Origin of the sequence: Acinetobacter sp. YH12045, assembly GCF_013419925.1 — a bacterium.
Classification (GTDB): domain Bacteria; phylum Pseudomonadota; class Gammaproteobacteria; order Pseudomonadales; family Moraxellaceae; genus Acinetobacter; species Acinetobacter amyesii.
In genome coordinates this window covers 281,141-305,901 of the sequence record NZ_VOZE01000003.1, presented here as the reverse complement: position 1 = coordinate 305,901, position 24,761 = coordinate 281,141, and the positions used below count along the sequence as shown (strand labels likewise).

The 24,761-nt window shown below is 41.4% G+C and carries 25 protein-coding genes; 23 read left to right on the top strand and 2 right to left on the bottom strand.

All coding sequences use genetic code 11. From position 1 onward, the window contains the following. Window positions 1-92: 92 nt before the first annotated feature. Genes FTU02_RS06525 through FTU02_RS06505 form a run of 5 tightly spaced genes read left to right on the top strand, consistent with a single transcriptional unit; the run spans window position 93 to window position 7,265 of the window. Entirely contained in the window at window positions 93-926 is an 834-nt protein-coding gene (locus FTU02_RS06525) for a C39 family peptidase (protein WP_111884773.1), read from the top strand. 60 nt (window positions 927-986) lie between these two features. Continuing rightward, window positions 987-2,186, top strand: coding sequence for a hypothetical protein (locus FTU02_RS06520; protein ID WP_180156382.1), 1,200 nt, complete (start codon window positions 987-989; stop codon window positions 2,184-2,186). Between the two features lie 12 nt (window positions 2,187-2,198). Further along, a complete protein-coding gene (locus tag FTU02_RS06515; protein ID WP_078192369.1) occupies window positions 2,199-3,863 on the top strand; it encodes an OmpP1/FadL family transporter in 1,665 nt (554 codons plus the stop codon). Window positions 3,864-3,877: 14 nt separating this feature from the next. Beyond that, the gene (gene filE / locus FTU02_RS06510; RefSeq protein WP_180156380.1) at window positions 3,878-5,227 is read left to right on the top strand and encodes a putative pilus assembly protein FilE; all 1,350 of its coding nucleotides are present in this window, start codon (window positions 3,878-3,880) and stop codon (window positions 5,225-5,227) included. Between the two features lie 22 nt (window positions 5,228-5,249). Continuing rightward, window positions 5,250-7,265 carry a hypothetical protein gene (locus FTU02_RS06505; RefSeq protein ID WP_180156378.1) on the top strand — a complete coding sequence of 672 codons (2,016 nt, stop codon included), beginning with the start codon at window positions 5,250-5,252 and terminating at the stop codon, window positions 7,263-7,265. Window positions 7,266-7,332: 67 nt separating this feature from the next. On the opposite strand, the gene FTU02_RS06500 is transcribed toward FTU02_RS06505, so the two are convergent. Further along, the gene (locus FTU02_RS06500; protein WP_180009934.1) at window positions 7,333-7,881 is read right to left on the bottom strand and encodes an NUDIX hydrolase; all 549 of its coding nucleotides are present in this window, start codon (window positions 7,879-7,881) and stop codon (window positions 7,333-7,335) included. 126 nt (window positions 7,882-8,007) lie between these two features. Here FTU02_RS06500 and FTU02_RS06495 point away from each other — a divergent pair, with 126 nt between their 5' ends. The 9 genes from FTU02_RS06495 (at window position 8,008) to FTU02_RS06455 (ending at window position 16,363) form a co-directional block, all read left to right on the top strand. Beyond that, complete coding sequence (locus FTU02_RS06495; RefSeq protein WP_180156414.1) at window positions 8,008-8,616, top strand: CoA pyrophosphatase; 609 nt, start codon at window positions 8,008-8,010, stop codon at window positions 8,614-8,616. A gap of 35 nt (window positions 8,617-8,651) precedes the next feature. After that, a complete protein-coding gene (locus FTU02_RS06490; RefSeq protein WP_078192364.1) occupies window positions 8,652-9,182 on the top strand; it encodes a gamma carbonic anhydrase family protein in 531 nt (176 codons plus the stop codon). Window positions 9,183-9,344: 162 nt separating this feature from the next. Beyond that, a complete protein-coding gene (tsaB, locus tag FTU02_RS06485) occupies window positions 9,345-10,010 on the top strand; it encodes a tRNA (adenosine(37)-N6)-threonylcarbamoyltransferase complex dimerization subunit type 1 TsaB (protein WP_180103096.1) in 666 nt (221 codons plus the stop codon). Window positions 10,011-10,022: 12 nt separating this feature from the next. Further along, window positions 10,023-10,847: an undecaprenyl-diphosphate phosphatase gene (locus FTU02_RS06480; RefSeq protein ID WP_078191179.1), complete on the top strand. Its 825-nt coding sequence runs from the start codon at window positions 10,023-10,025 to the stop codon at window positions 10,845-10,847. Continuing rightward, window positions 10,841-11,659: a class I SAM-dependent methyltransferase gene (locus FTU02_RS06475; RefSeq protein ID WP_218948634.1), complete on the top strand. Its 819-nt coding sequence runs from the start codon at window positions 10,841-10,843 to the stop codon at window positions 11,657-11,659. The genes FTU02_RS06480 and FTU02_RS06475 overlap by 7 nt, the downstream gene beginning before the upstream one ends. Window positions 11,660-11,784: 125 nt before the next feature. Next, window positions 11,785-13,176 (top strand): C13 family peptidase, encoded by a 1,392-nt coding sequence (locus FTU02_RS06470; protein ID WP_180021433.1) that lies wholly within the window; start codon window positions 11,785-11,787, stop codon window positions 13,174-13,176. 28 nt (window positions 13,177-13,204) lie between these two features. Then, window positions 13,205-14,050: an S-formylglutathione hydrolase gene (fghA, locus tag FTU02_RS06465; RefSeq protein ID WP_180103095.1), complete on the top strand. Its 846-nt coding sequence runs from the start codon at window positions 13,205-13,207 to the stop codon at window positions 14,048-14,050. Between the two features lie 130 nt (window positions 14,051-14,180). Then, window positions 14,181-15,287, top strand: a complete 1,107-nt coding sequence (locus tag FTU02_RS06460; RefSeq protein ID WP_180103094.1) for a YjgN family protein — start codon at window positions 14,181-14,183, stop codon at window positions 15,285-15,287. Window positions 15,288-15,301: 14 nt separating this feature from the next. Beyond that, window positions 15,302-16,363, top strand: a complete 1,062-nt coding sequence (locus FTU02_RS06455) for a M48 family metallopeptidase (protein ID WP_180103093.1) — start codon at window positions 15,302-15,304, stop codon at window positions 16,361-16,363. A 31-nt stretch (window positions 16,364-16,394) separates the two neighbouring features. On the opposite strand, the gene FTU02_RS06450 is transcribed toward FTU02_RS06455, so the two are convergent. Continuing rightward, window positions 16,395-16,691 carry a DUF2218 domain-containing protein gene (locus tag FTU02_RS06450; RefSeq protein WP_111884782.1) on the bottom strand — a complete coding sequence of 99 codons (297 nt, stop codon included), beginning with the start codon at window positions 16,689-16,691 and terminating at the stop codon, window positions 16,395-16,397. A gap of 605 nt (window positions 16,692-17,296) precedes the next feature. Here FTU02_RS06450 and rpe point away from each other — a divergent pair. The 9 genes from rpe to FTU02_RS06405 all read left to right on the top strand — a co-directional run bounded on the left by rpe (window position 17,297) and on the right by FTU02_RS06405 (window position 24,748). Further along, window positions 17,297-17,983, top strand: coding sequence for a ribulose-phosphate 3-epimerase (gene rpe, locus FTU02_RS06445; protein WP_168378513.1), 687 nt, complete (start codon window positions 17,297-17,299; stop codon window positions 17,981-17,983). 615 nt (window positions 17,984-18,598) lie between these two features. Next, complete coding sequence (locus FTU02_RS06440) at window positions 18,599-19,114, top strand: hypothetical protein (RefSeq protein ID WP_180156376.1); 516 nt, start codon at window positions 18,599-18,601, stop codon at window positions 19,112-19,114. A gap of 46 nt (window positions 19,115-19,160) precedes the next feature. Next, window positions 19,161-21,143, top strand: coding sequence for a multicopper oxidase domain-containing protein (locus tag FTU02_RS06435; RefSeq protein WP_180156375.1), 1,983 nt, complete (start codon window positions 19,161-19,163; stop codon window positions 21,141-21,143). After that, window positions 21,130-22,113: a copper resistance protein B gene (locus FTU02_RS06430; RefSeq protein ID WP_180156373.1), complete on the top strand. Its 984-nt coding sequence runs from the start codon at window positions 21,130-21,132 to the stop codon at window positions 22,111-22,113. The genes FTU02_RS06435 and FTU02_RS06430 overlap by 14 nt, the downstream gene beginning before the upstream one ends. A gap of 300 nt (window positions 22,114-22,413) precedes the next feature. Then, on the top strand, window positions 22,414-22,731 hold the full coding sequence (locus FTU02_RS06425; protein WP_180133840.1) for a multidrug efflux SMR transporter: 318 nt from the start codon (window positions 22,414-22,416) through the stop codon (window positions 22,729-22,731). A 55-nt stretch (window positions 22,732-22,786) separates the two neighbouring features. After that, window positions 22,787-23,104 carry a quaternary ammonium compound efflux SMR transporter SugE gene (gene sugE / locus FTU02_RS06420; RefSeq protein WP_078191206.1) on the top strand — a complete coding sequence of 106 codons (318 nt, stop codon included), beginning with the start codon at window positions 22,787-22,789 and terminating at the stop codon, window positions 23,102-23,104. 37 nt (window positions 23,105-23,141) lie between these two features. Continuing rightward, window positions 23,142-23,624, top strand: a complete 483-nt coding sequence (locus FTU02_RS06415) for a methylated-DNA--[protein]-cysteine S-methyltransferase (RefSeq protein ID WP_168378519.1) — start codon at window positions 23,142-23,144, stop codon at window positions 23,622-23,624. Between the two features lie 39 nt (window positions 23,625-23,663). Further along, window positions 23,664-24,317 (top strand): nuclease-related domain-containing protein, encoded by a 654-nt coding sequence (locus tag FTU02_RS06410; RefSeq protein ID WP_180133839.1) that lies wholly within the window; start codon window positions 23,664-23,666, stop codon window positions 24,315-24,317. A gap of 62 nt (window positions 24,318-24,379) precedes the next feature. Further along, window positions 24,380-24,748 carry an SseB family protein gene (locus FTU02_RS06405; RefSeq protein WP_180023108.1) on the top strand — a complete coding sequence of 123 codons (369 nt, stop codon included), beginning with the start codon at window positions 24,380-24,382 and terminating at the stop codon, window positions 24,746-24,748. The last annotated feature ends 13 nt before the right edge of the window (window positions 24,749-24,761 follow it).

Here is a 24,761-nt window from a genome sequence, read left to right as displayed (position 1 = left end):
AGGTATCTTGCATAATACATGGATGTAGAGCATTAGCTCTAAAAAATAATGAAAAAAGGCACATCATTGCCGATAACTAAAAGTTAGAAGATATGTTAGAGATAGCTGTAGGCTCGGCATTGATGTATTACTTTGCCAAAGAGTCCTTCGATTTAAAAGAAAAGCCAGTCGGAACAGTTCACTATACTGAAACATTGGATTCACGAAATGATTCCTTTACTCGGATGCACCGTGAATCTGTAAAAATTAAACCTGCCATAGAAGATCAATTTCGAGGCATCGTTCGGCAAGCCTATGACTACAGTTGTGGTTCGGCGGCCTTAACCACTTTATTAAATGGTTATGTCGGGACACAGCTAACTGAGCAACAGACCATGAATGGTTTGCTGAAATTTGGTGAAACTGAAAAAATTATCGAACGTCGAAGTTTCTCCTTATTAGACATGAAACGTTTTGTCGCTGCTGTCGGGCTAGACAGTGGGGGCTACAAAGGTGAGTTTTCAGATCTAGTTAAGCAAGGTCAGCCTGCGATTGTTCCCATTTCATATGCTGGTTTTAAACATTTTGTGGTTTTTAAAGCCTATAAAGATGGGCGTGTTTATGTTGCAGATCCAGCTCTGGGCAATATCAGTTTCGATGAAGTTAGATTCCAAGAAATATGGGAAAACAACACATTATTCTTAATCAACGTTGCGCCTGAGCAACGTAAAAATTTATTAGCTTTGCAAGATTCAGACTTGCGACATGTTGAAGATGCAACCGTGAACCGTTATGCATTGGTTGATATTCAATATCCGCAGTTTTACATGGAAAAAATTGCAGACAAGGCATCTACGATACGACTTGATAAAAACATGAATGAAGAGTCGGAGTCTTATGGTAAATCGAATTACAACTTTCTAAGGCTTTACTACAAGAGTAAATAATTAGATGAATGCGTATAACAAAGTGTCAGGATTAAAAAAATAAAAACGGTGGGAAGGAACATGAATCGTAAATGGATGAACAAAACACTACTAGCCATGAGTATTCAGGTGGTGATGGGGGTTGCCTATGCAGCTGAAGAGCCAAGCCTTGGAGAATATGATCCGGTTGAACAAGAGACAGTCGTAGAAGAGTCTGTATCTCCTGCTGCTGTAACTCAAGCTGATACTGCACAAGAAGCTGCTGCCGAGCCAGAAATTGGACAGTATGAATCTGTTGAAGAGCCAGTACAAGCTGAGGCACCACAAGTAGAAAGTGCTACTGCCACTGAAAAGGCATCGACAGCACTTCAACAGCAAGAGGGTGATGCGAGTCAAGAAGCTAACTTACAGGAAGTATTTAGCTCGAATGAACGTCAGTATTCATTGATTAAAAAAGGTGAAATATCATCTTTTTACGATATCGATTATACCTATTACCGTGATACTCAACTTGATATGGAAATGGCACAAGGCCAACTTTATCAACTCCGTGTACAAGAGAATGCAACACACTCAATGAACAATACATTTACCGTGCAATACGGTGTAATGGACAATTTGACATTCTCTGCATCTGTGCCGTTAGTGGCGAAAACTGATTTATTAAAAGATACTTCAACTGCTGGTTTAGGGGATATTTCTTTAGGCGCACGTTGGGAACCCTTCCCATTGAAGCAAGGTCGTTTGCCACTGATTTTATTTGGTAATTTATCTACGAAAACAGGTGATAGTCCATATGAAGTCAACGCGGTAAATGATCTAGCAACAGGTAAAGGTTACTATTCGGCAGGTATCGGTGCGAGTACGCGTAAATATATTGACCCCGTTGTGTTGTTTGCATCTGTCTCAGCTAACTATGGTTTCAAAGAAACGGGTTTAAACCAACGTCGTGGTACGCGTGTCATTGAAGAGTTTGAACCGGGAATTAGTGGTGGTTTTGCATTCGGTTTTGCATACTCGTTTAACTACGATGTTTCCCTCACCATGTCATATCAACAAAGTTTCAACACTGGCGCAGAATTTACGTATAGCAGTGGCGAATCCTATTCACCTGCAGACCAAACCAGTTCAACTCTAGCAATTTCTTTAGGTGTACGTGTATCTCCAGATACGATTGTGAATGGTACGGTGGGGCTAGGTTTAACTGAAGATGCACCAGATGTGTCATTAGGACTTTCTTTCCCGTTAGATATTCTAGGTTTTGGAAAAAAACTTCGTTAAGAGGGCTGTCGTATGCGTAAAATTCGACTCAGCCCACTTGTTAGTGCGATCGTTTTAACGGGCTGTTCTAGTGCTGCTTTTGCACAATTGGGTACCAATCTTTCAGTTGATGTACGGTCACTTGCATTAGGGAATGCAGTAACTGCTGATCCTCCGGGGATTAGTGCCGTGCATTTTAACCCTGCAGCATTAACCAAAATTGAAGGTTTGCAAACCGATATGCAGGGGATCATTGCAAACTTTGATATTCAACGTGAATTTACCGTCCCTGCGGGTTATAACGTCTTTGGTTATTCTGATGACCCAATGGTCTGTAATGATGGCCCTGAAGTAACGGCAGATATATGTACGGACTTTAAAGATAAGGTTTCTGGTGATGTTGAATATGCATCCCTATATGTACCTGTCTTAAAAAAGATGGTGGATTTTGGTGCCGGACAACCCATTGCCGCGCCAACGATGGGAATTGCCTACAATCCACCAGGTTCTAAAGCAACATTTGCATCAGCCGTTTATGCGCCTTTGATTGCGGGTTTTGGTGCTGAAAATGGCAACCCAGGTAATTTCATGGGGCAACAAGTTGCTCTAGAGCGTATTACTTATCTATCGCCAACTGTGGGTTATCAAGTTAGTGATGAGTTATCGATTGGTGGTGGTGTAGGGATGTCCTATCAAGCCATTGGATTGAAATCAGATCTACGATTTCCCAATGAGTTGATCGGTATGTTAAGGATGATTGATGAAGTCGTCTGTACGCCATTCAAGGAAAATTCGGACATTATTACCGACATCTTGCTATTGGGGATGTGTAATACCGAAGAAGGGATGAACCCATTTGGCAAATTTGGTCAGATGGAATTGGCTTTAGAGCAGTCACTGAGCCCAAGTTATAACTTAGGGGTTTTGTGGGAGCCACGCGAAGATTTTAGTTTTGGTATGGTGTACCAAAGCGCTGCGAAAATGCGCATGAAAGGCCGTTATCGCATTCATAATGCAAAAGCGCCTCAGGAGATGATTAAGGGATTAATGTCATCACCAACAGGTCAAATTTTAGCTGCCATTTTAGGTTTCCCAAATGCCGTGCCTAACTCGGAGTCGGGTTTGGTTTCGATGGATTTTGAGTATCCCCAGCACGTACAGGCCGGGATCAAATATAAGGTCATGCCTGATTTACAAATCAATTTTGATGTGGGCTGGACCGATTATCGTGCTTGGGACAAATTCCGTTTTGAATTCGACCGTCAAATTTCAGCGCTGAAAATTGCAAAATTATTATCTGAAAATGTGACCGATAATTCTTTGGCCTTACCTTTGAAATTTACATCGCCTTGGAACTGGGGTATTGGTATTGAATATTCTGCAACAGATCGTTTGAAATTACGTGCAGGCTATGAACCACGAAGTACGTCTATTCCTGATGGTAAGCGAAATACCATGGTCCCAATTAATGGTGCGCAGCTCTTTGGTATGGGGATTGGATATCGTTTTGATGCAGATACGGATTTAGATTTATCAATCGGCTTTTTACGCAGTAAAGATAACATTCCAGCGAATACTAGTAGTCTTGCAAACTTAACCGGTGTGAATAACTTACTTTTAAACCCATATGCTGGACTGAATGTAAAAACCGATACGAAAATCACCATCCTAGGATTAAATTACAGAACTCGTTGGTAGGATAAGCAGACAGAATGAAAAGGATTTTATTCATAAAAACGTTACTTGCACTGTCTGTGGTGCAAGTGTCGTATACCAACGCTGGGGCGTTTCATACCATTATTGGGCCAGATGGGCGCCCAATGGTGGTACAAGTGCAAGAAAAACCAGCAAAGAAACCTAAAGAAAGTCCAACTGCTAAAACGATAGACTCTCAACCTGTACAACAAATTATTCAACCATCCGTAAGCATTAGTCCGTCTCAAACCAAGACACCGATGACACGTCAAATGAATCCAATAGCACAGGCTGTTGGACCGGTGAATTCTCAACATTTAAGTATACGCGAGCCGGAAAAACGGGATGAAATTAAAGCTGTCACAGTAGATAAAATTAAAGACGTCTCAGGGGATAAAGTTCGCAAATCTGAAAAGTCAGCACAAGCGGCAGATACGACAGCAAAAGTGGTACCTTCAACCGCATGGACAGAAAATTTACAGCAATCAGAGCTAGCCCAACCTCGTGAAGCGTATCAGTCCAAAGTTCTAGCTGGAAAAGATAAACCTGTCGTTGAGAAAAAGATCCTTGCTGAGAAAGTAGTCAGTACTGATCAATCCGTACGATCTTCAGGTGAAAACTTAGAAAATAATCCTTCAAAACAATCGGCTAAGGCAAAACAAGAGCAAGGCTTTTCGACCATGGCTGGTGAAAAGTATGTCAATAATGAATATCTTGAAGATAAAGAGTTTAACTTAGAAGGCAAAAAGCGCTTTTACACCATGCCCGAAGGCGTTATTGATAGCAAGATGGGGCAAACGCGGATGCAAACCATTGAACGTGAAAAAGGTGTCAGTCGCTCCGTCATTGATAATTTATTTAAACGTAATCAACCCGAAGATACAGGCCCAATCACTTTAGCCACATCATATTATCGGGTGTCACAAGCTGACACCATTCAAGGTTTAGGTCAGCAATGTTTTTCGAATAAAAAAATGAAGAAAGCCAAAGAGCTCGACTTAGCTCAAGATATTAACTTATGGCCTCGAGCACCATTATCTGACGAATTTGACTATGAAGTCGTAAAACTAAAATCACCATTACAAAATATTCGTATACATTCATTTGCATCCAAAGTACAAAATCCTACATTTTATTGGCCATTTGCGGTATTTTTAGACAAAAATGGATGTGTCATGGAAGGCGCAGGTGGATTCAAAAATAACCAAGGTGAAGCGGATCATCTTTACCATGAAAAAATTGAAGGCGTGATTCAAGTGCCTAAAGGTAGCCAGTATTTATTTTTAACGCCTTTAGCAACAGCAATTGACGTCGATGGTCGCGTATTAACCAATCAAGGCCAACTTAAATTAACAGCAATCCGTTAAGGACATAAAAAAGAGAATTAGGATGAAAAATAAAATTTTATTACCGTTTGCTTTAACGGCATTGGTTGCAGCGCTCAGTGGCTGTGGCGGTGAAAGTGCAAATGTGAATCCTGAAATTTATGATACCAGTACAACCAATGGTACCTGTAAAAGTAATACCGAAGGCTGTGTTGAGTTCGTTTTAGATTATCCAATTGAAGGTCTGAATTTTAATTGTTCGAGCGACGTTAAAAATACCTACATTACTTTATTTGATCTAAAAGAAGGTGTTTCGACAGGTGCCTGTAAAATTGGCGATACGGTGACTTTCTTTGTTCAAGGTGAAAAATCACGTCGAATTGATTTGGGTAAAGTAGATTTGAAACAAATTTCAAATGTAGCCAGTGGTACGACACCCCCACGTTTGACCTTATTGGATTTGGCTGCCGGCATCGCGGGTAAACCTGCTGCAACGATTTCAAATACCGACGCAACAGTTAAAGTGGCCATGCGTTTGGCTAAAATTATTCAAGCCTTGGCTTTGAAAAATAACAGCGCAGTTACAGCTACAGATATCCAAGCGGTTTATATCAACAATGCAGATAAAGTATTGATTGATCAAATCATTCGAAATGTCGCGACAGCAGATTTCAGTATCAGTTCAGATACGGAATTTAATGACCTGTTTACACCTTGGCTAGACCTGTCCGAAGTCAGCAATGAAAATGCATTTACCTTAGTTTCAAAACTCATGAATATCTCAACGGCTGCGGTATATCAGCCTGAGTTTGCGTTATTTTCAACTGATGGCGTAATTACCAATGCCAGTGGTTCAAATGGACTGGTCGGCTGTGACAAAAATGAATGTTTGCCGACCGATAGTTCAAAAGTCAATTTATTTGGTCATTTCATGTTAATGACGGACCGCCAAGGCATGACTTTTGGTAGTGGTTTACAGTGGAAGGGCAAAGTTGATCAACAGTTGAGTACCATTGGTGGTGTGAATGTCTTGCTCTTGACACAGGTACGACCAACACGTTTAACAGCAACGCCACAGGACAATTGGATCGATCCGCTTACCAAGCAAATTGATAAACCTGGCATTCTGGGTTTCCGTTTTGATGCAGAAGAAGCCAACTCTGGCCCTTTGATTATTAAACAAGGGACGCTACTTGCCGACAAAATGGTGGTCGGTACAGGTGGAAGTTTATATAAAACGTTAACGGCTAAAAAAGATGATTATGTTCTGACGGCCGATGATAAGAAAAAATTAGGTCTTTGGGAGCAAAATATTAACCAAGTGCAATTTAAAGGCACGATGGATTTATACAAGCTTTATCCGCTGTCGTATTTAGACAAAAAAGTCTTTAAGTCTGTTGAAAATGTTGCTGCTGGACAAAATTATATCTTCCCCTTGTATGCAGATTTAACCTTTAAATTTACCGATACTTCGATTAAAACAGTGAAATTGGGTGTGGTGATTGACCGTAATGGTGATATTCGCACAAATATAAAATCTGGCGTGCCAGACGATGTATTTACTCGTCAAGATAGCCAAATTGTCGATTTGTCTACACACGCGACGGAAGGCTGTAGCGGAAAGGATGTGCTCGATCCACTGCTAATGAAAGATGAAAAAGGTGTACAGCAATACCGTATTGGAACGACAACACGGACATTTACGCCTGAAGGAAATATCAATCCAAATACCATTTCGATTCGTATGATTTTAGCTGACCCATATTTCCATACCCTTGATGGCGCGCTGATTGGAATGAACTCAAGTGTGAAAACTTCAGCGGATACCACAATGGTTGTGGGCGGTGCTTTAGTGCAGTTACACAATATGATCAATGCCAATGCAGGCACGCGTCCATCTGGCGTTGCTTTGACAGATTCGGATAATAAAGTGGTGAAGTGGGGGAACAGTTTGGCCAGCTTTAGTTATATTTATAGCTTAAAAAATCCAAATGATACTGCTGCGGCTCAAACAGCGAAGTTAAGCGGTGGTGATATTTCTTTAGAATTGGCCCCGTGTTACACCATCAAGGCTAAATAATCGTCAAATATGAGTAAAATAAAAAAGCCCATCAGTGATGGGCTTTTTTAATATTGAGAGCAGCAAATTAACCTGTGTGATCGAGTCGCGTACCAAGGGTTTCGAGATGCATTTCAAACTGACCAGTTTTGCGGTCAGCAAAATAATGCCGCAGCGTTCTTTCCACACTTGGAAAGGCTAAATCATCCCATGGAATTTCTTCTTCACTAAACAAACGGGATTCAATGGTTTCATCACCCGCACCAAATTCTCCATTGATTAGTTCAGATTTGAACAAGGCATAAATTTGCCCAATACGGGGAATGTTATACATGCAATATAGTTGCTCAATGTTGACTTCTGCTTCAGCCTCTTCGCGAGTCTCACGCGCTGCACCTTGCTCCATCGTCTCATAGAGTTCCATATAGCCAGCGGGTAATGTCCACAGCCCATAGCGAGGCTCAATCGCACGACGGCAAAGTAAAACTTGATTGTCCCAAACGGCTAAAGCACCACAAATGACTTTAGGATTCACATAATGAATAAACCCACATGCGGTACAAATACGGCGTATCTGATGATCTCCAAGCGGGATCGCTTCTTTTGTTTTTTGTCCGCAGTTTGAGCAAAAGTTCATATTCATCGTCATGGATTGTGTGAACCGCCAGAATAACTTAAAAATAAAACTTTGGCATCATTTCTAACCAGCTTAGCCGAAATTCAGCTATGATGAAAATAAGATAATTATAAGGGTGTAATGTGGATGGATGAGGGTTTATTGACTCAGCGATTGCAGCAACGTTTACGTTTTTCTAAGCGTATTCAACCTGCACATGCTGCTGTATTGATTGCGATTACCCAAGAAGATAATCCACGCATTTTATTGACCCGCCGCTCACTCTATATGAATAATCATGCCGGTGAGGTGTCCTTTCCCGGTGGCAAACGTGATGCCCAAGACACCAGTAATATCGTGGTGGCGTTAAGAGAAGCTCAAGAAGAAACCGCTCTAAATCCATTTGACGTGCAACTTTTGGGTGATTTACCAATGCAAAAAGCACGGAATGGAATGTTAGTTAAACCGATCGTGGGATTGATCCCGCCTGACGTAAATTTAATACCTCAACCAACTGAAATTGATCGTATTTTTTTTGCATCATTAAGGCAGCTTTTAGAAACACCGCCAACGCCGTATGAAGTTCGTTTTGCCCAGCAATCGCTTTATTTTCCCAGTTTAAGAGTCGAAAACGAAATCGTATGGGGCTTGACTGCACGGATGCTGATTTCCTTATTTCAATATGGTCTGAATTATCAAAAAGAATGGCCTTTTTTATTAAATTCTCCTTCATTTCATTTGGGCCGTGAGCCATAAATCATTTTTAGAAAGTCAAAATAGGATGTTTGATCATGTTGTACAAATTTCAAGGATATAGCCCGAAAGCCACGCATCAACCTTGGGATGGTTGGGTTGCAGAAAATGCAACGGTCATTGGGCAAGTTGAATTAGGCCGAGAAGTGAGTGTCTGGTTCGGAGCCGTCATTCGAGGGGACAACAGTCGTATCAAACTGGGTGATTTTACCAATGTACAAGAAAATGCGGTGCTGCATACCGATGCGGGCATTGAAATGATCATTGGTGATTATGTCACGATTGGGCATCAAGCCATGCTACATGGATGTACCGTAGGAGATAATAGTCTGATTGGAATCAATGCCGTGGTTCTAAATCATGCTGTGATTGGTAAAAATTGCATCATTGGTGCGAATGCTTTAATTCCAGAAGGGAAGGTGATTCCGGATAATTCTGTTGTGATGGGTTCACCGGGTAAAGTCGTCAAGACTTTAGATGAACAAGCCGAAGCACGTCTAAAAATGAGTGCCATGCACTATGCCGCTCATTTTAAACATTTTACTCAACTCGAAGTCGCTGAACTTTAGAACGCTATACATGGCAAGCAAAAAAGCCTCGACGTTTGTCGAGGCTTTTTTATGGATTAAATGCAGAAAGCGCTGTGTCTGAGGTGGAAAATCTCGCGAACTGCGATGGAGTGGAGTATCATATTCAACGTTTTTTAAGATTAACTTTAATTAAGGTTGCGCATGAAATTACTGGCATTGGAAACTGCCAATGAGCAGTGTTCCGTCTCGATTGTAGATGAAACTCAAGAGCTTTATTTTCAACTCGATTTACGGGCAAAAGCGCAGACACAAACCATTCTCCCAATGATTGAGCAAGGGCTTAATCAAACTGCTATTGAGTTAGCGGGTTTAACTGCGATTGCATTTAGTCGTGGGCCTGGCTCATTTAGTGGTGTCCGTATTAATGCAGCGGTAACACAAGCCTTGGCATGGGCCAATGACGTACCTGTTGTTCCAGTATCGACTTTGCAAGCTTTGGCTCAAGCGGCGCATCGTCTACATGGTTTGACTGAAATAACTGCAGTCCTTGATGCACGCATGCAAGAAGTGTATATCGCAAGCTATCAACTCGATGCCAATGGCATTATGCAGGCTGTAGATGAAGAACAATTATTAAGCTACGCAGATGCCACACCACAGATCAAATTTACTGTCGTGGGTTCTGGTAGTGAGCTCATTCAATCAGAACAAACACAATACAAAGACTTAAGTGCAACAGCACAAGATATTGCTACTATTGCCCGCGAAGCGGCGCAAAGAAAAGCATGGGTGAGTGCTGAACTTGCATTGCCCGTATATTTACGAGATAACGCCTGGAAGAAAATTTCAGAACAAGGCAAGCCATAATTAGGGTTATATATGGATCTTCTACTGCTGCTCAAAGCGGCAATCATGGGTATTGTTGAAGGTATTACCGAATTTTTACCGATTTCAAGTACAGGGCATTTAATTCTGGCTTCAGAATTAATGAACTTTTGGACCAAAGAAAAAAGTGATGTTTTCGTGATCGCAATTCAAATGGGTGCGATTGCGGCGGTGATTTATGAATACTGGGGCCGCCTGTGGGGCGCAGCAACCGGTATGGTGACTGGTGAAGAAAAAGGTCGCCGTTTAGGTTTTGGCTTAATTCTCGCTTCGATTCCAATCGTGTTGATTGGTTTGACGTTTGGTCAGACGGTGAAAGAACTGCTGTTCAATAACATTGCGATTGCTATGGGGTTGATTATCGGTGGTTTGATCATTATTTGGATCGAAAAAAATCCACCGCAGGTGCGTGCCAAAGAAGTAGAAGATTTAACCATTAAAGATGCGATTTGGATTGGTTTAATTCAAGTTTTGTCTTTAATTCCAGGGACTTCACGTTCAGGCGCAACTATTATTGGTGCTATGTTCTTGGGTGTTTCTCGTAAAGCAGCCACTGAGTTTTCATTCTTTTTGGGTATTCCTGTTATTGTCGGTGCAGGTTTGCTGGATTTATATCAAAGCTATGATGTATTTCAAGGCACTCAAGATTGGACTGTGATCGCCGTTGGTTTAATCGTTTCATTTGTCTCTGCATTGATTTTAATTCGTGCGCTTGTCGCTTATGTGGCAAAACGTGATTTCATGATTTTTGCGTGGTATCGAATTGTTTCAGGTTTATTGATTTTATTGTTCGCATTTACAGGCTGGAAATTATGGTAAGCGAAATCCGCTTATACACAGAACAAGAGTTTCATGAGAAAGCACAGCAGTATTCTGCTGTGCTTTCTTCACGTGGTGTATCTGTAAATATTGAATTGATTGAAAAATTAAACGCGCGTTTTTTACGTTTAAACTCTGAACTCAGTTTGTGTGTCGACGCAGATGGTTTGTGGTTAGCGGCCAATGGCATGAAGATGCAACCCGATTGGAAAGCAGAAGTGGGGCGTTTAAAGCGAGCATCCTTAAAGTCTGAGATGATTGCACGTGCGTGTAATTTGGCTGAAAAGCCACAGCTTGTGGATGCAACCGCAGGGCTAGGGCACGATAGTTTATTGATGGCACATCTGGGTGCGCATGTGACCCTTGTGGAACGTCATCCAATTTTATTTACCCTATTGGAAGACTCACATCAACGCGCGCAGAAAGATGCATTTTTAAGTTCGGTTGTGGCACGAATTGAATTGGTCTTTTCAGATTCGGCAGACTTTTTGAAACATTTGTCGACGACCAATCAAATCTTTGATGTGGTTTATCTCGATCCGATGTTTCCACAGCGAGATCAAAACCAGCAAGCCGTCAAAAAGCAAGCTCAGGTCAAAAAACAAATGCAATTATTGCATTTGCTGTTACCTGAAGATGGTGAGATGGATTTAGGTGATAATTTACTGGATTTAGCACAAAAAATTGCTAAACGTGTCGTGGTTAAACGTCCACGATTGGCGGTTTTTTTAGCGAATCAAGAGCCACAACATCAGTGGCAAGGTGATGCTTGTCGCTTTGATGCATATTTCCAACATGATCTTGTGACTTAAAATGATATTTGCTTCAATATTGTTCAAAGATTTGTTATATAGTTAAAAAATAGCATTGCTAAAAACGACATCAGGCATAAAATTATTTGTGCAATTAAGCGAGCCAAGGCCACCATTAGAACTCTATGATTGATTTCAAACCCTCCATCAATTTTTGGCATGATTTTAAAAGCAACCAAACTGCGGGGATGTGGTTATTTTTTGGGTCTCGTCGTTCTTTACAAATCGTTCGTCCATCGATTTTACAATTGGTGTTTTGGGGGATTTTAGGTGGTTGTGCCAATAGTTTATTTAGTTGGCTCAGCACGGGGCGTATTGGTGAATTTAACGCTCAAGGTCTTATAAGTTATGCATTGTGGCCATTTATTGCTTTAATTGTGGGGATTTTCCTATCACAACGTGTAAATAATCCACGGTTAATGTTGGTCCCTGCATTGCTTTGGTTGGTGCTTGATACGCACATCATGTTGTTTCAATGTTTGATTCAATATTTGGGAGATCTCGATTTTCTCCCATATTTTCTGTATGACTACATTCCAACGTTATTCATTATTCTATTTGTTTGGCAAAGTTTGGCTGTCGTTTGGGTGTTTTCACGTGAGCTGAAATGGCCATGGTGGGAGCGTGCACTGATTATGGGTGCGACGCTATTTACTTTGGTCGTGTGGCAAGTCTCAGTCAAAGATCAGCCGATTTGGAAAGTAGAAGAAGTTCCTCCAAGCTTTGCTGAAGATGCATTTTATGCACAAAGCCGTTTACTCAATAAATCCTTAGATGCAGTGGAATATGGTGAATTTGCCCAATCCCATTGGTACTTCTTAGGGGTGGCGGGTGCGAGTTATCAAGATGTTTTTAAACTGGAAATTGAACGGATTAAAGAACAGTTTGATACACGTTTTGGCACCTATGGGCGTTCGGTTGAGCTGATCAATAACCCTGCAACGCGCACTGAAATTCCGCTGGCATCTAAAACCAGTATGGAGTTGGCGCTGCGTCGTATTGGTCAACAGATGAACCGAGAAAGTGACGTCTTATTTTTATATATGACCTCACATGGTTTACCAAATGTCTTTGAAATGGAAAATGCACCTTTGGATTTGGCGCAAGTCGATCCTAAATGGTTAAAAGAAGCCTTGGATGCATCCGGAATTCGTTGGCGTGTGATTGTCATTTCTTCATGTTATTCAGGCAGTTTTATTCCAGCACTGCAAAATGATAATACTTTAATCATTACTGCATCGGCAGCTGATCGACAGTCTTTTGGCTGTTCGAATGAAGCTGAATACACCTATTTTGGTCGTGCGTTCTTTGATCAGGCGATGCGTGAGCAGACCAGTATTCAAGCGGCATTTAATGAAACCAAAGCGACTGTAGCGAAATGGGAAGCAGCGCAAGGTTTCGAACCTTCTGAACCACAGTGGTCGATGGGGAAAAACATGGCATTAATGTTGCCTCAATTAGAACAACGATTGTTCCCGCCGACGACTACTGCACCGGCTACGACGGTTACGCCTTAAAAGATCAAAAAAGTTTAGGATAAAGATCATGGAATTAGTACAACGAAATACCTGTTTTGCGGGTGAGCAGCGCATTTATCAATTGGATTCTTCAAGTCTAAAAACCCCAACAAAGTTTGGTATTTTTCTGCCAGAAGCAGCCTTGCAAGGCCAAGCGTGTCCTGCATTGTTTTATTTGGCGGGATTAACCTGTACTGAAGAAACCTTTGCCATTAAAGCGCATGCTCAGCGTTTAGCTGCGCAGCTCGGCCTGATTTTAATCAGCCCTGATACTTCTCCACGTGGGGAACAGGTAGCGCAAGGCGATCATTGGGATATTGGGCAGGGTGCGGGCTTTTATATTAATGCAACGGAACAACCGTGGGCCGAGCATTATCAAATGGAACGTTTTCTTACTGAAGAATTGTATTCGCTGGTACAGGCTGAATTTCCGGTACAAAAAGCTGCGATTGGCATATTCGGACATAGTATGGGCGGTCATGGTGCATTAACTTTAGCGTTGAAGCATCCTGACCTGTTTAAATCGGTTTCTGCTTTTGCACCGATTTGTGCGCCGAGTCAGTGTCCATGGGGCGAAAAAGCTTTTAGTCAATATCTAGGTTCAGACCGTCAGCAGTGGCTTCAGCACGATGCTACAGCTTTAGTGCAATCCAAAGGGGCTTTGTTTAAAGCCATTTTGATTGACCAAGGCATTGATGATCAATTTTATAGCCAGTTAAATCCGGCTTTGTTTAAGAAAGCGTGTGAGCAAGTTGGGCAGCCACTCGAACTGCGTGAACATGCAGGCTATGATCATGGTTATTATTTTATTCAAAGTTTTATGGACGATCATTTGCAATTTCACGCTGTCCAATTGCAAACAGCGGTTCATTAATTCTAAAGTCAGTGGTTAAAAATATTGAGGCATAGCTTGCTTTGATATACGTATAAATAAAGCATGGTGATGAGCATTGCCATGCAAATGAATAAATTCGACATACCAAAAAAAATAATTTAGGGTACTTATGCAAAATTCACAAATTGAAACGCCGCTTCCGCCAGAGCTGCCCGTGATGAATCCACCGAGTCTATTTGGTGAGACAGAACAGGCTAATGTTTTGGGACGAAATTATCATTTTAGGTTTAAAGGTAATGCGTCTGAATATTTCGGTATTTGGATCGTGAATATCTTACTGACAATTGTCACGCTTGGACTTTATGCGCCTTGGGCAAAGGTCCGCCGTTTACGTTATTTTTACGGTAATACTTGGGTATTTCAGCGTCGTTTTGACTTTACTGGTTTGCCTACAAAAATTTTAGTTGGGCGCATCATTGCGCTAGTGGTCTATGGTGGTTTCTCTTTTGCTGCAAAATATTCTTGGGAAGCTTTCTTAGCGGGCTTTGTCCTGATCTTTTTCGCAGTTCCTTGGCTCATTCGATCTACGATTCGTTTCCGTGCTCGCAACAGTAAGTTTAGTAATAGCCGATTCTTTTTTTCAGGGACGAATAAAAGCGCGTATTGGTGCTTTGTTAAATGTCTTGCGGTGGTTGTCTTTACCCTTGGGTTGTTTACACCAGTTGCGGTCTGGCTATATAAACGTGAATGTCTGAATCATTTGTATCTGGGGCAGTTGAAATTTAATCTGAATAATACGTGGGGCGATTATATGCGCGCCATGTATGTGCCTTTATTTCTGTTTATGGGTTTTGGTGCATTGCTGGCAGTGATCTTTGCGATATTGTTTGGTAGCTCAGATGGTTTAAATGACGCATCTTATGTCTTCATTATTTTTGGTATGTATTTGATTGGCTATATGTTTATTTGGCCACTCACAGCTGCACGTATTTTTATTACCACTTGGAATAACACCACGTTGAGCCGCAGTCAGTTTCATACGGACTGTAATCAATGGCGCTATGCATGGATTGTCTTGAGCAATTGGTTGGCTAAAGTGATTAGCCTCGGTTTACTGACACCATGGGCAGTTGTACGACTATATAAATATCAGACGGAATCTTTGCATTTAATGTTGGTCGATGATCCTGATCAATTACAAAATCAAATGCAGCAAGATCACAATGCAATTGCTGAAGAATTATCCGATATTTTTGACCTAGATATTTCCTTATAACGCAGGTGAATTACATGAAAACATCAGTAGTGAATGCAACCTATTATGATGGGAAAGTGTCAAAACCCTTTGTTGCTCAAATCAGCGCAGATGGGGAACATGCTGTGATTGTGCGTTATGGTCAAGACCTAGAACAAACGCAGCATTACACCTATCAAGATATGACGCTGATTGGTGCTTTAGGGGATATTCAGCCGGTGATCGAGTTAAAGGACGATGCTCGTTTAGAGTTTCATCAGCCTTTGCCAGAGTGGTTCAATCTCGATGTAAAGTCGCGTTGGCATTCGATTTGGAAGTTAGAGCGTTCTCCCTCCTTAATCATTTTTAGTGTGATTTTCGTGGTGGCTTTTGCTTTTGTATTGATTAAATGGGGCATACCTGCGGCGTCGCATGTGGTGGCCAATCAACTGCCTGAGACAGCGTTAAAGAGTTGGGGCGATCAGGCGGAAAAATATATTATCGATATGACTGAACCCACAAAATTGCCGCAAGCACGTCAAGACAAGTTGAAGCAAGAATATCAACAATTGGTGGCTGAAAATCGTCCTGCGAAGTTGTTATTCCGCGGTGGTGCCAGCATCGGTGCAAATGCATTGGCGATACCCAATAACACCATTATCGTGACAGATGAGTTGGTTAAATTAGCGAAAAATGATTATGAGCTCATAGGTGTGCTTGCCCACGAACAGGGGCATTTAGTTCAACGCCATAGTTTGCAGCAAAGTTTGTCAGGTTTAGGCATCAGTATTATTTTGTTGATGATTACAGGGGATGGCTCAGATATTCTCACCAGTTTACCGGTTGCTGCGGTGGGTGCGAGTTACTCACGAGACTTTGAATCTGAAGCAGATTTATATGCCTTAAAACAACTTTCAAAACATCAAATTCCAACGGCACATTTTGCAAACTTCTTACAACGTATGGAAAATGAAGCTGATGGTGAAACAGCAAAAGAGAAAGGTGCAGAGGATGAAACTGCAAAAGATCAGAGATCTTGGACAGACTTCTTTGAGTCACACCCAGCGACGAAAGCCCGTATTGATGCAGTTAGAAATTATCAATCCCATCAGCATTGAGTGAAAGGCTTTGACAATATGGCGACGTAGACTACGGTTCGCGTTGCCATGTTGCACTGAGTTCTTCTTGTCCCATGCGGATCAAATGATCTAATACCACATGTTCCAATTGATCTAGATTTGTACTTGGATCTTGGGCTGAAATCACCACATCTAAAAATGCAGCTTGTGGTAAAAGACTGACCTCTGCAGAGGGCAGTTGAATCTTGAATGCAGTATTTTCTCCAATGATCTGTTCATTGACTTCAAATTTATGTTTCCAATGATTGACTAAGCGCTTAGCAACACGTGCTGCTTGGGCGGTGGTGATGTGTGTTGAGCTTTTCATAGATGCAATTTTATTGTGGAGTCGTCAGTCCTTTAACTTAGCAAAGTACATAGATACCCGTTAAGTCTAAAAATGCAACGCTGTGTTTCTATCCCAGAGATCTTTATCCATATTAATCACGGATGTTACGCAAGCAAAAAATAATTTTGCATTTTTAAAATGATATTTAAGTCAATTCGCCGGAGTCTTACATCTAGGGCTTAAATAAAGGGATTAGCCTTCGGCTGGAGGTACTCTTACGAAACGACGTTTCGCATTAGGCAAAATGAGCAGCGAAGCTTCGCAAGGAAACCATCCTGCAGAGCAATGCTCCTCACCGCAAAACTCGCTCTCTAGCGTCTATTTATTTAAAGTATTGCAAAAACATTTTTGATGAGAAGTCGTGCTGTCTCAAACAATTGCGGATGACGTTACCGCGTATCGTTTTTTTATTTGAATCAAATTTCGCGTCTGATATTACTGCGTAACATCAGTTCATCCTAGGTTTTTTTATTATAGAGATCTCAATCATCAGTATCGAAAAAACGACTGAGGGCGTGGGCAGCGAATAGGGGGACAATTTGCTATAATGCGTCAATCACTCCCTTTTCAAAGCTAGGTTTTTCATGTCCAAGCCATTCTTAATAGCACCTTCAATTTTGTCAGCAGACTTTGCGCGCTTAGGTGAAGAAGTTGAAAACGTTCTAGAAGCCGGTGCAGATGTTGTTCATTTCGATGTCATGGATAATCATTATGTACCGAACTTAACTTTTGGTGCGGGCGTTTGTAAGGCATTGAAAAAATACGGCATTAAGGCGCCAATTGATGTGCATCTAATGGTTTCACCGGTAGACCGTATGATTGGTGATTTCTTAGACGCTGGCGCAGATATCATCACTTTCCACCCAGAAGCGACTGACCATATTGACCGCTCTTTACAGTTAATCAAATCTGGCGGTGCGCAAGCGGGCTTGGTGTTTAACCCTGCGACACCTCTGCATTATTTAGACTACGTTTTAGATAAAGTTGACCAAGTCTTGTTGATGAGTGTGAACCCAGGTTTTGGTGGTCAAAAGTTCATTCCAATGACCTTGGAAAAGCTGCGTCAAGCACGAAAAATTATTGATGCTTCAGGTCGTGATATTCGCTTAGAAGTAGATGGTGGTGTTACTCCAGCCAATATTCGTGACATTGCTGAAGCCGGTGCAGACATGTTTGTTGCAGGTTCAGCGATTTTTGGTAAGCCTGATTATAAAGCTGTGATTGATGACATGCGTTCAGAGTTGGCAAAAGTGCATGCTCAAGAGGCTTAAGCCTTTGGGTATAAGTTATTCCTCACTTGTGGATAACTATATGGATAACTGTATGGATATCTGTGTAGATAACTATATGGATAACTTGGGTAAATTATAAACGATTGTGCATCAATGGTTTAATAATTAGACGTATTAAGTATAAAAAGGACTCAATTGAGTCCTTTTTTTTATGGGGTAAAGTGTTTGAAATGCTGTATGTTTATTAATCTATGGTAAATAATTAATCAGTTTAAAAAATAACTTTTATGTTTTAACTGGAAGATATGCGCTGATTTTTATGACAGCGCAATAAATTTAAAACTGTTGTGAATAACTGCACAATTAATTATGCTGTTAGCAACTATTGAGATACGCTGCGACTGGCAAAACACATCATAGATCGCACTAGATAGTGCTTTTAGATATTTCTGAATGTATCGTTCATGATGGATAAATCGGTCGAGTTGCATGTCATGTTGATACAAATGTCATGTGATTGCATTTGAATCGTAAATAATATCATCATGGTGTTTCATGCGGATTTCGGCTGAACTGATCGCGTGATGTTTCTAAAGATGTGTTAATAGGGATATGTTGTCACAGTGCATCATTGGGTTGAATTAGGATACTAAATTGTTCAATTTTTTGCGTAAGCATCTTGGCTTTGCTTGGCTCATGGCGTTTGTCATGGGGTGGAGCAGTGTGGTCAGTGCTCAGCAAAATTTTCAACATCAACAAATGATGAACGCAAATGCCCATCAGGCATCAGTTCATGCAGCACATGCTGATCCTTCGCATTTAAATATGACAAATTGCCATCAAAATCAGCGGCAAGCTGCTCCTGAGCATGCAGTACATCATGGCAAGCAAGCAACACCTGAAGTCATTTTAACGATGGATTGTCATCAATCTTTAGATTCGCCATCTGCACTGCAAGATGGTCAGGCGCATCATTCAACGACACAAAGTGCAGACTGTCAGGACTGTACACTCGCACATTGCCAAATCAGTACCTCTTATGTCGATAGCGCCTTGGTCGCATTGCAGACCTTCCATGTGCATCACTATGCAGAACCCCCTCGTTTCATTTTTGCTGGACAGCATTTAAAAGGCTTTTGGCAAGAAATTCTAAGACCTCCGCAAGCTTAACCTGAGTATTAAATACGTTTTTTCGTTATTTTATAAAGGTTAAGTCATGTCTAATTTATTTAAATCAGGCCTCGTGCTCGGGGTATGTCTGCTGTCTCCAACGTGGGCGTTTGCAGCCATTAAAGAATATCATCTGAATATTGATGAAAAGACCATCAATTTGACTGGTAAAGCGGTCAAGAAAATCAGTGTCAATGGTCAGTTTCCAGCGCCTTTACTGGAGTTTGAAGAAGGCGATGATGCGGTCATCCATGTACATAATCAGCTCAAAAAACAAAATACCTCGGTGCATTGGCATGGTCTATTGCTGCCCGGCTTAATGGATGGTGTACCCGGCTTTAATGGTTTTAATGAAATTCAGCCTGATGGTAGCTTTACTTATAAATTTAAAGTCCGTCAAAGCGGAACCTATTGGTATCACGCGCATTCCAAAGGTCAAGAACAAGACGGATTGTATGGCGCTTTAGTGATTTATCCGAAAGGTAAACAATCACTTGCCGCACATGAACAGACACAACGTGATTATGTGGTCATGCTGTCGGATTTTCATGAATCATCTAGCGCTCAGATTATGGCAAATCTGAAAAAGTCTGCCGAATACTATCAAAATCAGCGTGAAACAGTTTCAGATGTATGGACGCAAATTCAACGAACAGGTTTAAAAAACACTTGGCAAGATCGTTCGATGTGGAATCAGATGCGAATGCTGAAAACGGATTTGTCTGATGTCACGGGTTATACGTTTTTAGTGAATGGCAAAACACCACAGCAGAACTGGACGGGGATGTTTAAGCCCAATGAAAAAGTCAGACTTCGTTTTGTAAATGCTGCGGCCATGTCGTTTTTTGATGTGCGTATTCCTCAGCTCAAAATGACGGTGGTCAGTGCAGACGGCCAAGCGGTAAAACCGGTCAATGTCGATGAATTCCGAATTGGTGCTGCGGAAACCTATGATGTGATCGTAGAGCCTAAATCTGCGCACTATCAGATAGAGGCTGAGTCGATCGATCGGACAGGATTTGCGATAGGTACTTTACATGATGAAACGCAGCCTCAGCACTCAGGCATTCACATGCCAAAAGCTCGGCCACGCGCTTTGCTGACCATGGAAGATATGGGGCATGGTTCAATGTCAGGTATGGACCATAGCAACGTGGGACATACTGCTACAGGTTCAACCCAAACTTCAGCAAGCCAGCAAGCGAATGCTCATGAGCACAGCGCGCATACTGTCAATCCATCAAATATTCAGCCGAATCAAGTTCATAATCATGCAGCTATGGGACATGACATGGACCATTCTCCAGTGACTGCGCATACTACTATGCAGCATCCAGATATGCATAAACAGAATATGTCTGATTCAGCGCATGCCAATATGGATCATAGTGTGATGGATCATTCATCTATGAACCACTCCTCAATAGATTCATCCATGAAACATGATATGCATACAGCGATGGAGCATGCACAGTCTAAAGAGGAGAAGCAGGCAGTTGAAAATTCAGCAAAGGTTATGGGTTGGGCCAATGCTTCTACTCCTGTCGGTGATAAGGCACTTCAATATAGTGATTTAAAAGCGTTAACGCCACAGCCTGATACACGTGAACCGACGCAAGATTTAGTCATTCATTTGGGTGGAACGATGGAACGCTATATGTGGACCATGAATGGCAAAAAATTTAGCGAAGCTGAACCACTAAAAGTGAAATATGGTGAGCGAATCCGACTGAAATTTGTCAATGACAGCATGATGGCGCATCCGATGCATTTACATGGCATGTTTATGCAATTGGAAAATGGGCAAGTGTCTTCTGAAATGCCAAATAAACATACGGTGATTGTGCCGCCGGGGAAAACAGTGACGGCTCTGTTAACGGCCAATGAATTAGGGGAATGGGCGATTCATTGTCACTTGCTGTATCACATGTCCGCAGGGATGATGAATAAACTTGTGGTCGCAAATGTCGCGGAGAATACGAAAACAGCATCTGTGCCGAAAAAGGAGGTGTCTCATGCGCATCATTAAATCATGCACATATACAGTACTGAGTTTAGGTTTGGCATCGGTCACTCAAATGACCATGGCGCAAGATGCACATCACAGCATGCCGATATCATTTCAACATGAATCGCATTCCTCACATGATTCGTCGCATCAAGTGATGCAAACAATGATCGAATCGAACAAGATGGAGCATACTGCAGAACATGCAGAACATGCAGAACATGCAGAACATGCAGAACATGCAGAACATGCAGAACATGCAGAACATGCAGAACATGCAAATGCATCATCTATTGCGTCACGTGCTGCTTCTGCGCAGCATCCCATTGATCATAAGCGTGAACATGGTGGACAGATTTATCAAGCGACTGAGATAGACAATCGATGGCTCAATAATGCCGATGGCAGTGGAAGTTTAAAGACCGAAATTGAGAGTCGAATCGGGACCGATGAAAATAAGCTTTTCATCAAATTACATGCGGATAAAGCAGAATCTCAAGACGCTGATTATGCGGCTCAAGTGATGTATAGCCGTATGATCTCAGACTTTTGGGATGCGCAAATTGGTGCACGTTATCGGGTAGATGAACATCAAGTGACGGACAAAGAACAGTTAGATGCTGCGGTGGGTCTGCATGGTCTGGCACCGTATTTCTTTGAAACCGATGCTTATTTATATCTTGGTGCAGATAAACAGGTCAGTTTTTCTTTAGAAACCGAACGTGATTTGCTGCTGACGCAAAAATTGATTTTAAAACCATATTTGAACCTAGATGTGGTGCTGAGTGATGACTCTGCTTATGCACAAAAAACAGGACTCAGTTCTGTATGGCTAGGGCTAGAAACACGCTATGAAATCAATAAAAAGTTAATGCCATTTATCGATGTTGCTTACAGCTACGAAAAAGGAAATCAGCATACGGCATGGCAAGCTGAAACTGGAAGTGAAAAACAATGGTGGTATGGCGCAGGACTTCGTCTGAAGTTCTAATCGGCCAATAGACCGAATAAAGAGGGCATCATCAACAGGTTTTGGTGATGCCTTTTTTATTTATGAATCTGTCCTTTGAACAGACATGCTATGTTTTGGCGCAAATCATCTGCACTAGAGTTTTACTCAACTGAATAACGCCCTGAATTTGGTCAAAAAATGTAAAGACTGCACTAAAATTCAGCATATTTGCTATACTGAGACAATATTCGGAGGAACGACCTCCCTTACATCTTTGATCAAAGCCAGTAAGAAAAATCGTCAGGACGACCTGACTCTACTAATATGGAGGAAGGCATTATGGCCTGGGTTGTTCTGGTATTCGCTGGTATTTTTGAAATCGTTTGGGCCTATTCGATGAAGCTCTCAGAAGGCTTTACAAAACTTGGCCCAAGTTTAGTTACTTTATTTTTTATGATCCTGAGCTTTGGTTTATTGGCCTATGCCATGATAACGTTGCCTCTAGGAACGGCTTATACCATTTGGACAGGAATCGGTGCGATTGGCTCATTCCTCGTGGGTATTTTTATACTCGGTGAGCCTGCAACTGCCATGCGGATGTTAGCCGCAATACTGATCATTTCTGGTCTAATCTTGATGAAATTATCTTCAAGTTAATATGTTCTAAAGCACAGAGCTCATTGACCTCTGTGCTTTTTTTATGGGTAAAAATATGGCTTGGGTTTTATTAATTGTAGCGGGATTGCTTGAGGTGGTTTGGGCCTATTGTATGAAAGTCTCTGAAGGCTTTAGCAAACTGACGCCAAGTATTTTGACCATTGTTTTCATGATCGCAAGTTTCGCTTTATTGTCTTATGCAATGAAATCCTTACCGCTGGGTACAGCCTATACCGTGTGGACAGGGATTGGTGCAGTGGGATCATTTATCCTCGGCATCGTTGTATTGGGTGAGCCCGCAAATGCCATGCGCATGCTAGCTGCGGTCCTGATTATTTCAGGACTAGTCTTGATGAAATTATCGTCCTCCTGAATAATGAAGTGCTGCGATTTTGAGCTTGGAGTATGTCATGCAACTTTCTTATCAGTTTTTAGATTCACCCGTTGGACAATTAAAACTTGTTGCACATGAAACCGCATTGGTGGCCGTCCTTTGGGAAAATGAAAACCCAAATCGTGTGCGATTGGCGGCTTTGGTTGAAGATCTACAACACCCGATTTTGCTCAAAACCGCACAGCAATTAAATGAATATTTTGCGGGTAAAAGACAGCAATTTGACTTGCCGCTAGACTTTGAAGGCACCGCATTTCAGCAACAAGTTTGGCAAGCTTTACTGACGATTCCTTTTGGAGAAACTCGCAGCTATAAACAAATTGCAGAGCAGATCGGCAATGTCAAAGCCGTACGTGCTGTCGGTGCAGCCAATGGTAAAAATCCAATTTCAATTATTGCACCCTGTCATCGTGTCGTGGGGGCGAATGGAAAATTAGTGGGTTTTGCGGGTGGTCTAGAAAATAAAGAAATATTGTTAAAAATTGAGAAATTACAATAAAATAGAAAATATAATTATTTAAAATAATGAATCAAATTAATGAATATTTCTCAAATCTTTGCACCCTTCATTTCGACGTTGTGGTGGCTAATTCCATTGTTACTGATTGTGGGGGCAATCAAAGCATTTAAACCTTATTTAAAGGGGAAAATGGGGGAGTTTGCTGTCGCCGTTCATGTCAAACTTTATTTGAAAGACCATTATATATTGTTAAATGATTTGACCTTACCAGATGGCGAAGGAGCTACAACTCAAATTGATCATCTTCTGTTAAGCCCATTTGGTGTGTTTGTGATTGAAACTAAAAACTATAAGGGCTGGATTTTTGGGAGCGATAGACAAAAACATTGGACGCAAAAAATTTATAAAAAAAGTTTTAAATTTCAAAATCCAATTCACCAAAATTATAAACATATGAAAGTGTTAGAACAGGTGTTGAGCGATATTGTGGATAAAGACAATATGCATTCTGTGATTGTTTTTATGCCTGAAGCAGTGTTTAAAACAGAGATGCCGTCGAATGTATTTCGGGGTACAGCTTGGGTGGACTATGTTCAAACCTTTCAGCAACCCGTGATTTCTGAAATGAAACTTAAACGAATACAGTTGCGTTTAGAAAAAGAAATTTTAGAAAAATCGTGGAAAACAAATCGACAGCACGTTGAAGATTTAAATCAACGGCATAATTCATAAACTTCCTGTATGCTGTGGATTGTGAACAGTATCTGACTGATAAAAATAGACGGACAATAACAATGAACGACACGCTTCAACATCTTTATGAATCGACTTTAGATCATCCTGAGCAATACCAAGACTTTTATCAGCAACTTTTAGCCAGCCAAGTATATTGTTTGGGTGAGCGTGATACAGAGCAGCATTTACATTTTCAATTGATGGAAACGGAACAGGGCGAACAAGCCATTCCATTTTTTCTGAGTCTTGCGATGCTTCAACAGGATGTTGGTGCAGATGCAGAGTTTGTCATGATCAGTGCTGAAAAATTATTTGCCATTACCAAAGGCGCAAGCTTGGTGATGAACCCGACTTCGGAACATCCTAAAGAGTTCTTGGCAGATGAGATCGACGCAATTTTAGAGTTTGCCAAACAACAAAGCCTTTGAACACTGTAGGTAT

Bases quoted from the DNA above. Each gene is read 5' to 3' on its own strand.
- FTU02_RS06525 (WP_111884773.1), top strand. From the start codon at position 93: ATGTTAGAGATAGCTGTAGGCTCGGCATTGATGTATTACTTTGCCAAA.
- FTU02_RS06520 (WP_180156382.1), top strand. From the start codon at position 987: ATGAATCGTAAATGGATGAACAAAACACTACTAGCCATGAGTATTCAG.
- FTU02_RS06515 (WP_078192369.1), top strand. From the start codon at position 2,199: ATGCGTAAAATTCGACTCAGCCCACTTGTTAGTGCGATCGTTTTAACG.
- filE (WP_180156380.1), top strand. From the start codon at position 3,878: ATGAAAAGGATTTTATTCATAAAAACGTTACTTGCACTGTCTGTGGTG.
- FTU02_RS06505 (WP_180156378.1), top strand. From the start codon at position 5,250: ATGAAAAATAAAATTTTATTACCGTTTGCTTTAACGGCATTGGTTGCA.
- FTU02_RS06500 (WP_180009934.1), bottom strand. From the start codon at position 7,881: ATGAACTTTTGCTCAAACTGCGGACAAAAAACAAAAGAAGCGATCCCG.
- FTU02_RS06495 (WP_180156414.1), top strand. From the start codon at position 8,008: ATGGATGAGGGTTTATTGACTCAGCGATTGCAGCAACGTTTACGTTTT.
- FTU02_RS06490 (WP_078192364.1), top strand. From the start codon at position 8,652: ATGTTGTACAAATTTCAAGGATATAGCCCGAAAGCCACGCATCAACCT.
- tsaB (WP_180103096.1), top strand. From the start codon at position 9,345: ATGAAATTACTGGCATTGGAAACTGCCAATGAGCAGTGTTCCGTCTCG.
- FTU02_RS06480 (WP_078191179.1), top strand. From the start codon at position 10,023: ATGGATCTTCTACTGCTGCTCAAAGCGGCAATCATGGGTATTGTTGAA.
- FTU02_RS06475 (WP_218948634.1), top strand. From the start codon at position 10,841: ATGGTAAGCGAAATCCGCTTATACACAGAACAAGAGTTTCATGAGAAA.
- FTU02_RS06470 (WP_180021433.1), top strand. From the start codon at position 11,785: ATGATTGATTTCAAACCCTCCATCAATTTTTGGCATGATTTTAAAAGC.
- fghA (WP_180103095.1), top strand. From the start codon at position 13,205: ATGGAATTAGTACAACGAAATACCTGTTTTGCGGGTGAGCAGCGCATT.
- FTU02_RS06460 (WP_180103094.1), top strand. From the start codon at position 14,181: ATGCAAAATTCACAAATTGAAACGCCGCTTCCGCCAGAGCTGCCCGTG.
- FTU02_RS06455 (WP_180103093.1), top strand. From the start codon at position 15,302: ATGAAAACATCAGTAGTGAATGCAACCTATTATGATGGGAAAGTGTCA.
- FTU02_RS06450 (WP_111884782.1), bottom strand. From the start codon at position 16,691: ATGAAAAGCTCAACACACATCACCACCGCCCAAGCAGCACGTGTTGCT.
- rpe (WP_168378513.1), top strand. From the start codon at position 17,297: ATGTCCAAGCCATTCTTAATAGCACCTTCAATTTTGTCAGCAGACTTT.
- FTU02_RS06435 (WP_180156375.1), top strand. From the start codon at position 19,161: ATGTCTAATTTATTTAAATCAGGCCTCGTGCTCGGGGTATGTCTGCTG.
- FTU02_RS06430 (WP_180156373.1), top strand. From the start codon at position 21,130: ATGCGCATCATTAAATCATGCACATATACAGTACTGAGTTTAGGTTTG.
- FTU02_RS06425 (WP_180133840.1), top strand. From the start codon at position 22,414: ATGGCCTGGGTTGTTCTGGTATTCGCTGGTATTTTTGAAATCGTTTGG.
- sugE (WP_078191206.1), top strand. From the start codon at position 22,787: ATGGCTTGGGTTTTATTAATTGTAGCGGGATTGCTTGAGGTGGTTTGG.
- FTU02_RS06415 (WP_168378519.1), top strand. From the start codon at position 23,142: ATGCAACTTTCTTATCAGTTTTTAGATTCACCCGTTGGACAATTAAAA.
- FTU02_RS06410 (WP_180133839.1), top strand. From the start codon at position 23,664: ATGAATATTTCTCAAATCTTTGCACCCTTCATTTCGACGTTGTGGTGG.
- FTU02_RS06405 (WP_180023108.1), top strand. From the start codon at position 24,380: ATGAACGACACGCTTCAACATCTTTATGAATCGACTTTAGATCATCCT.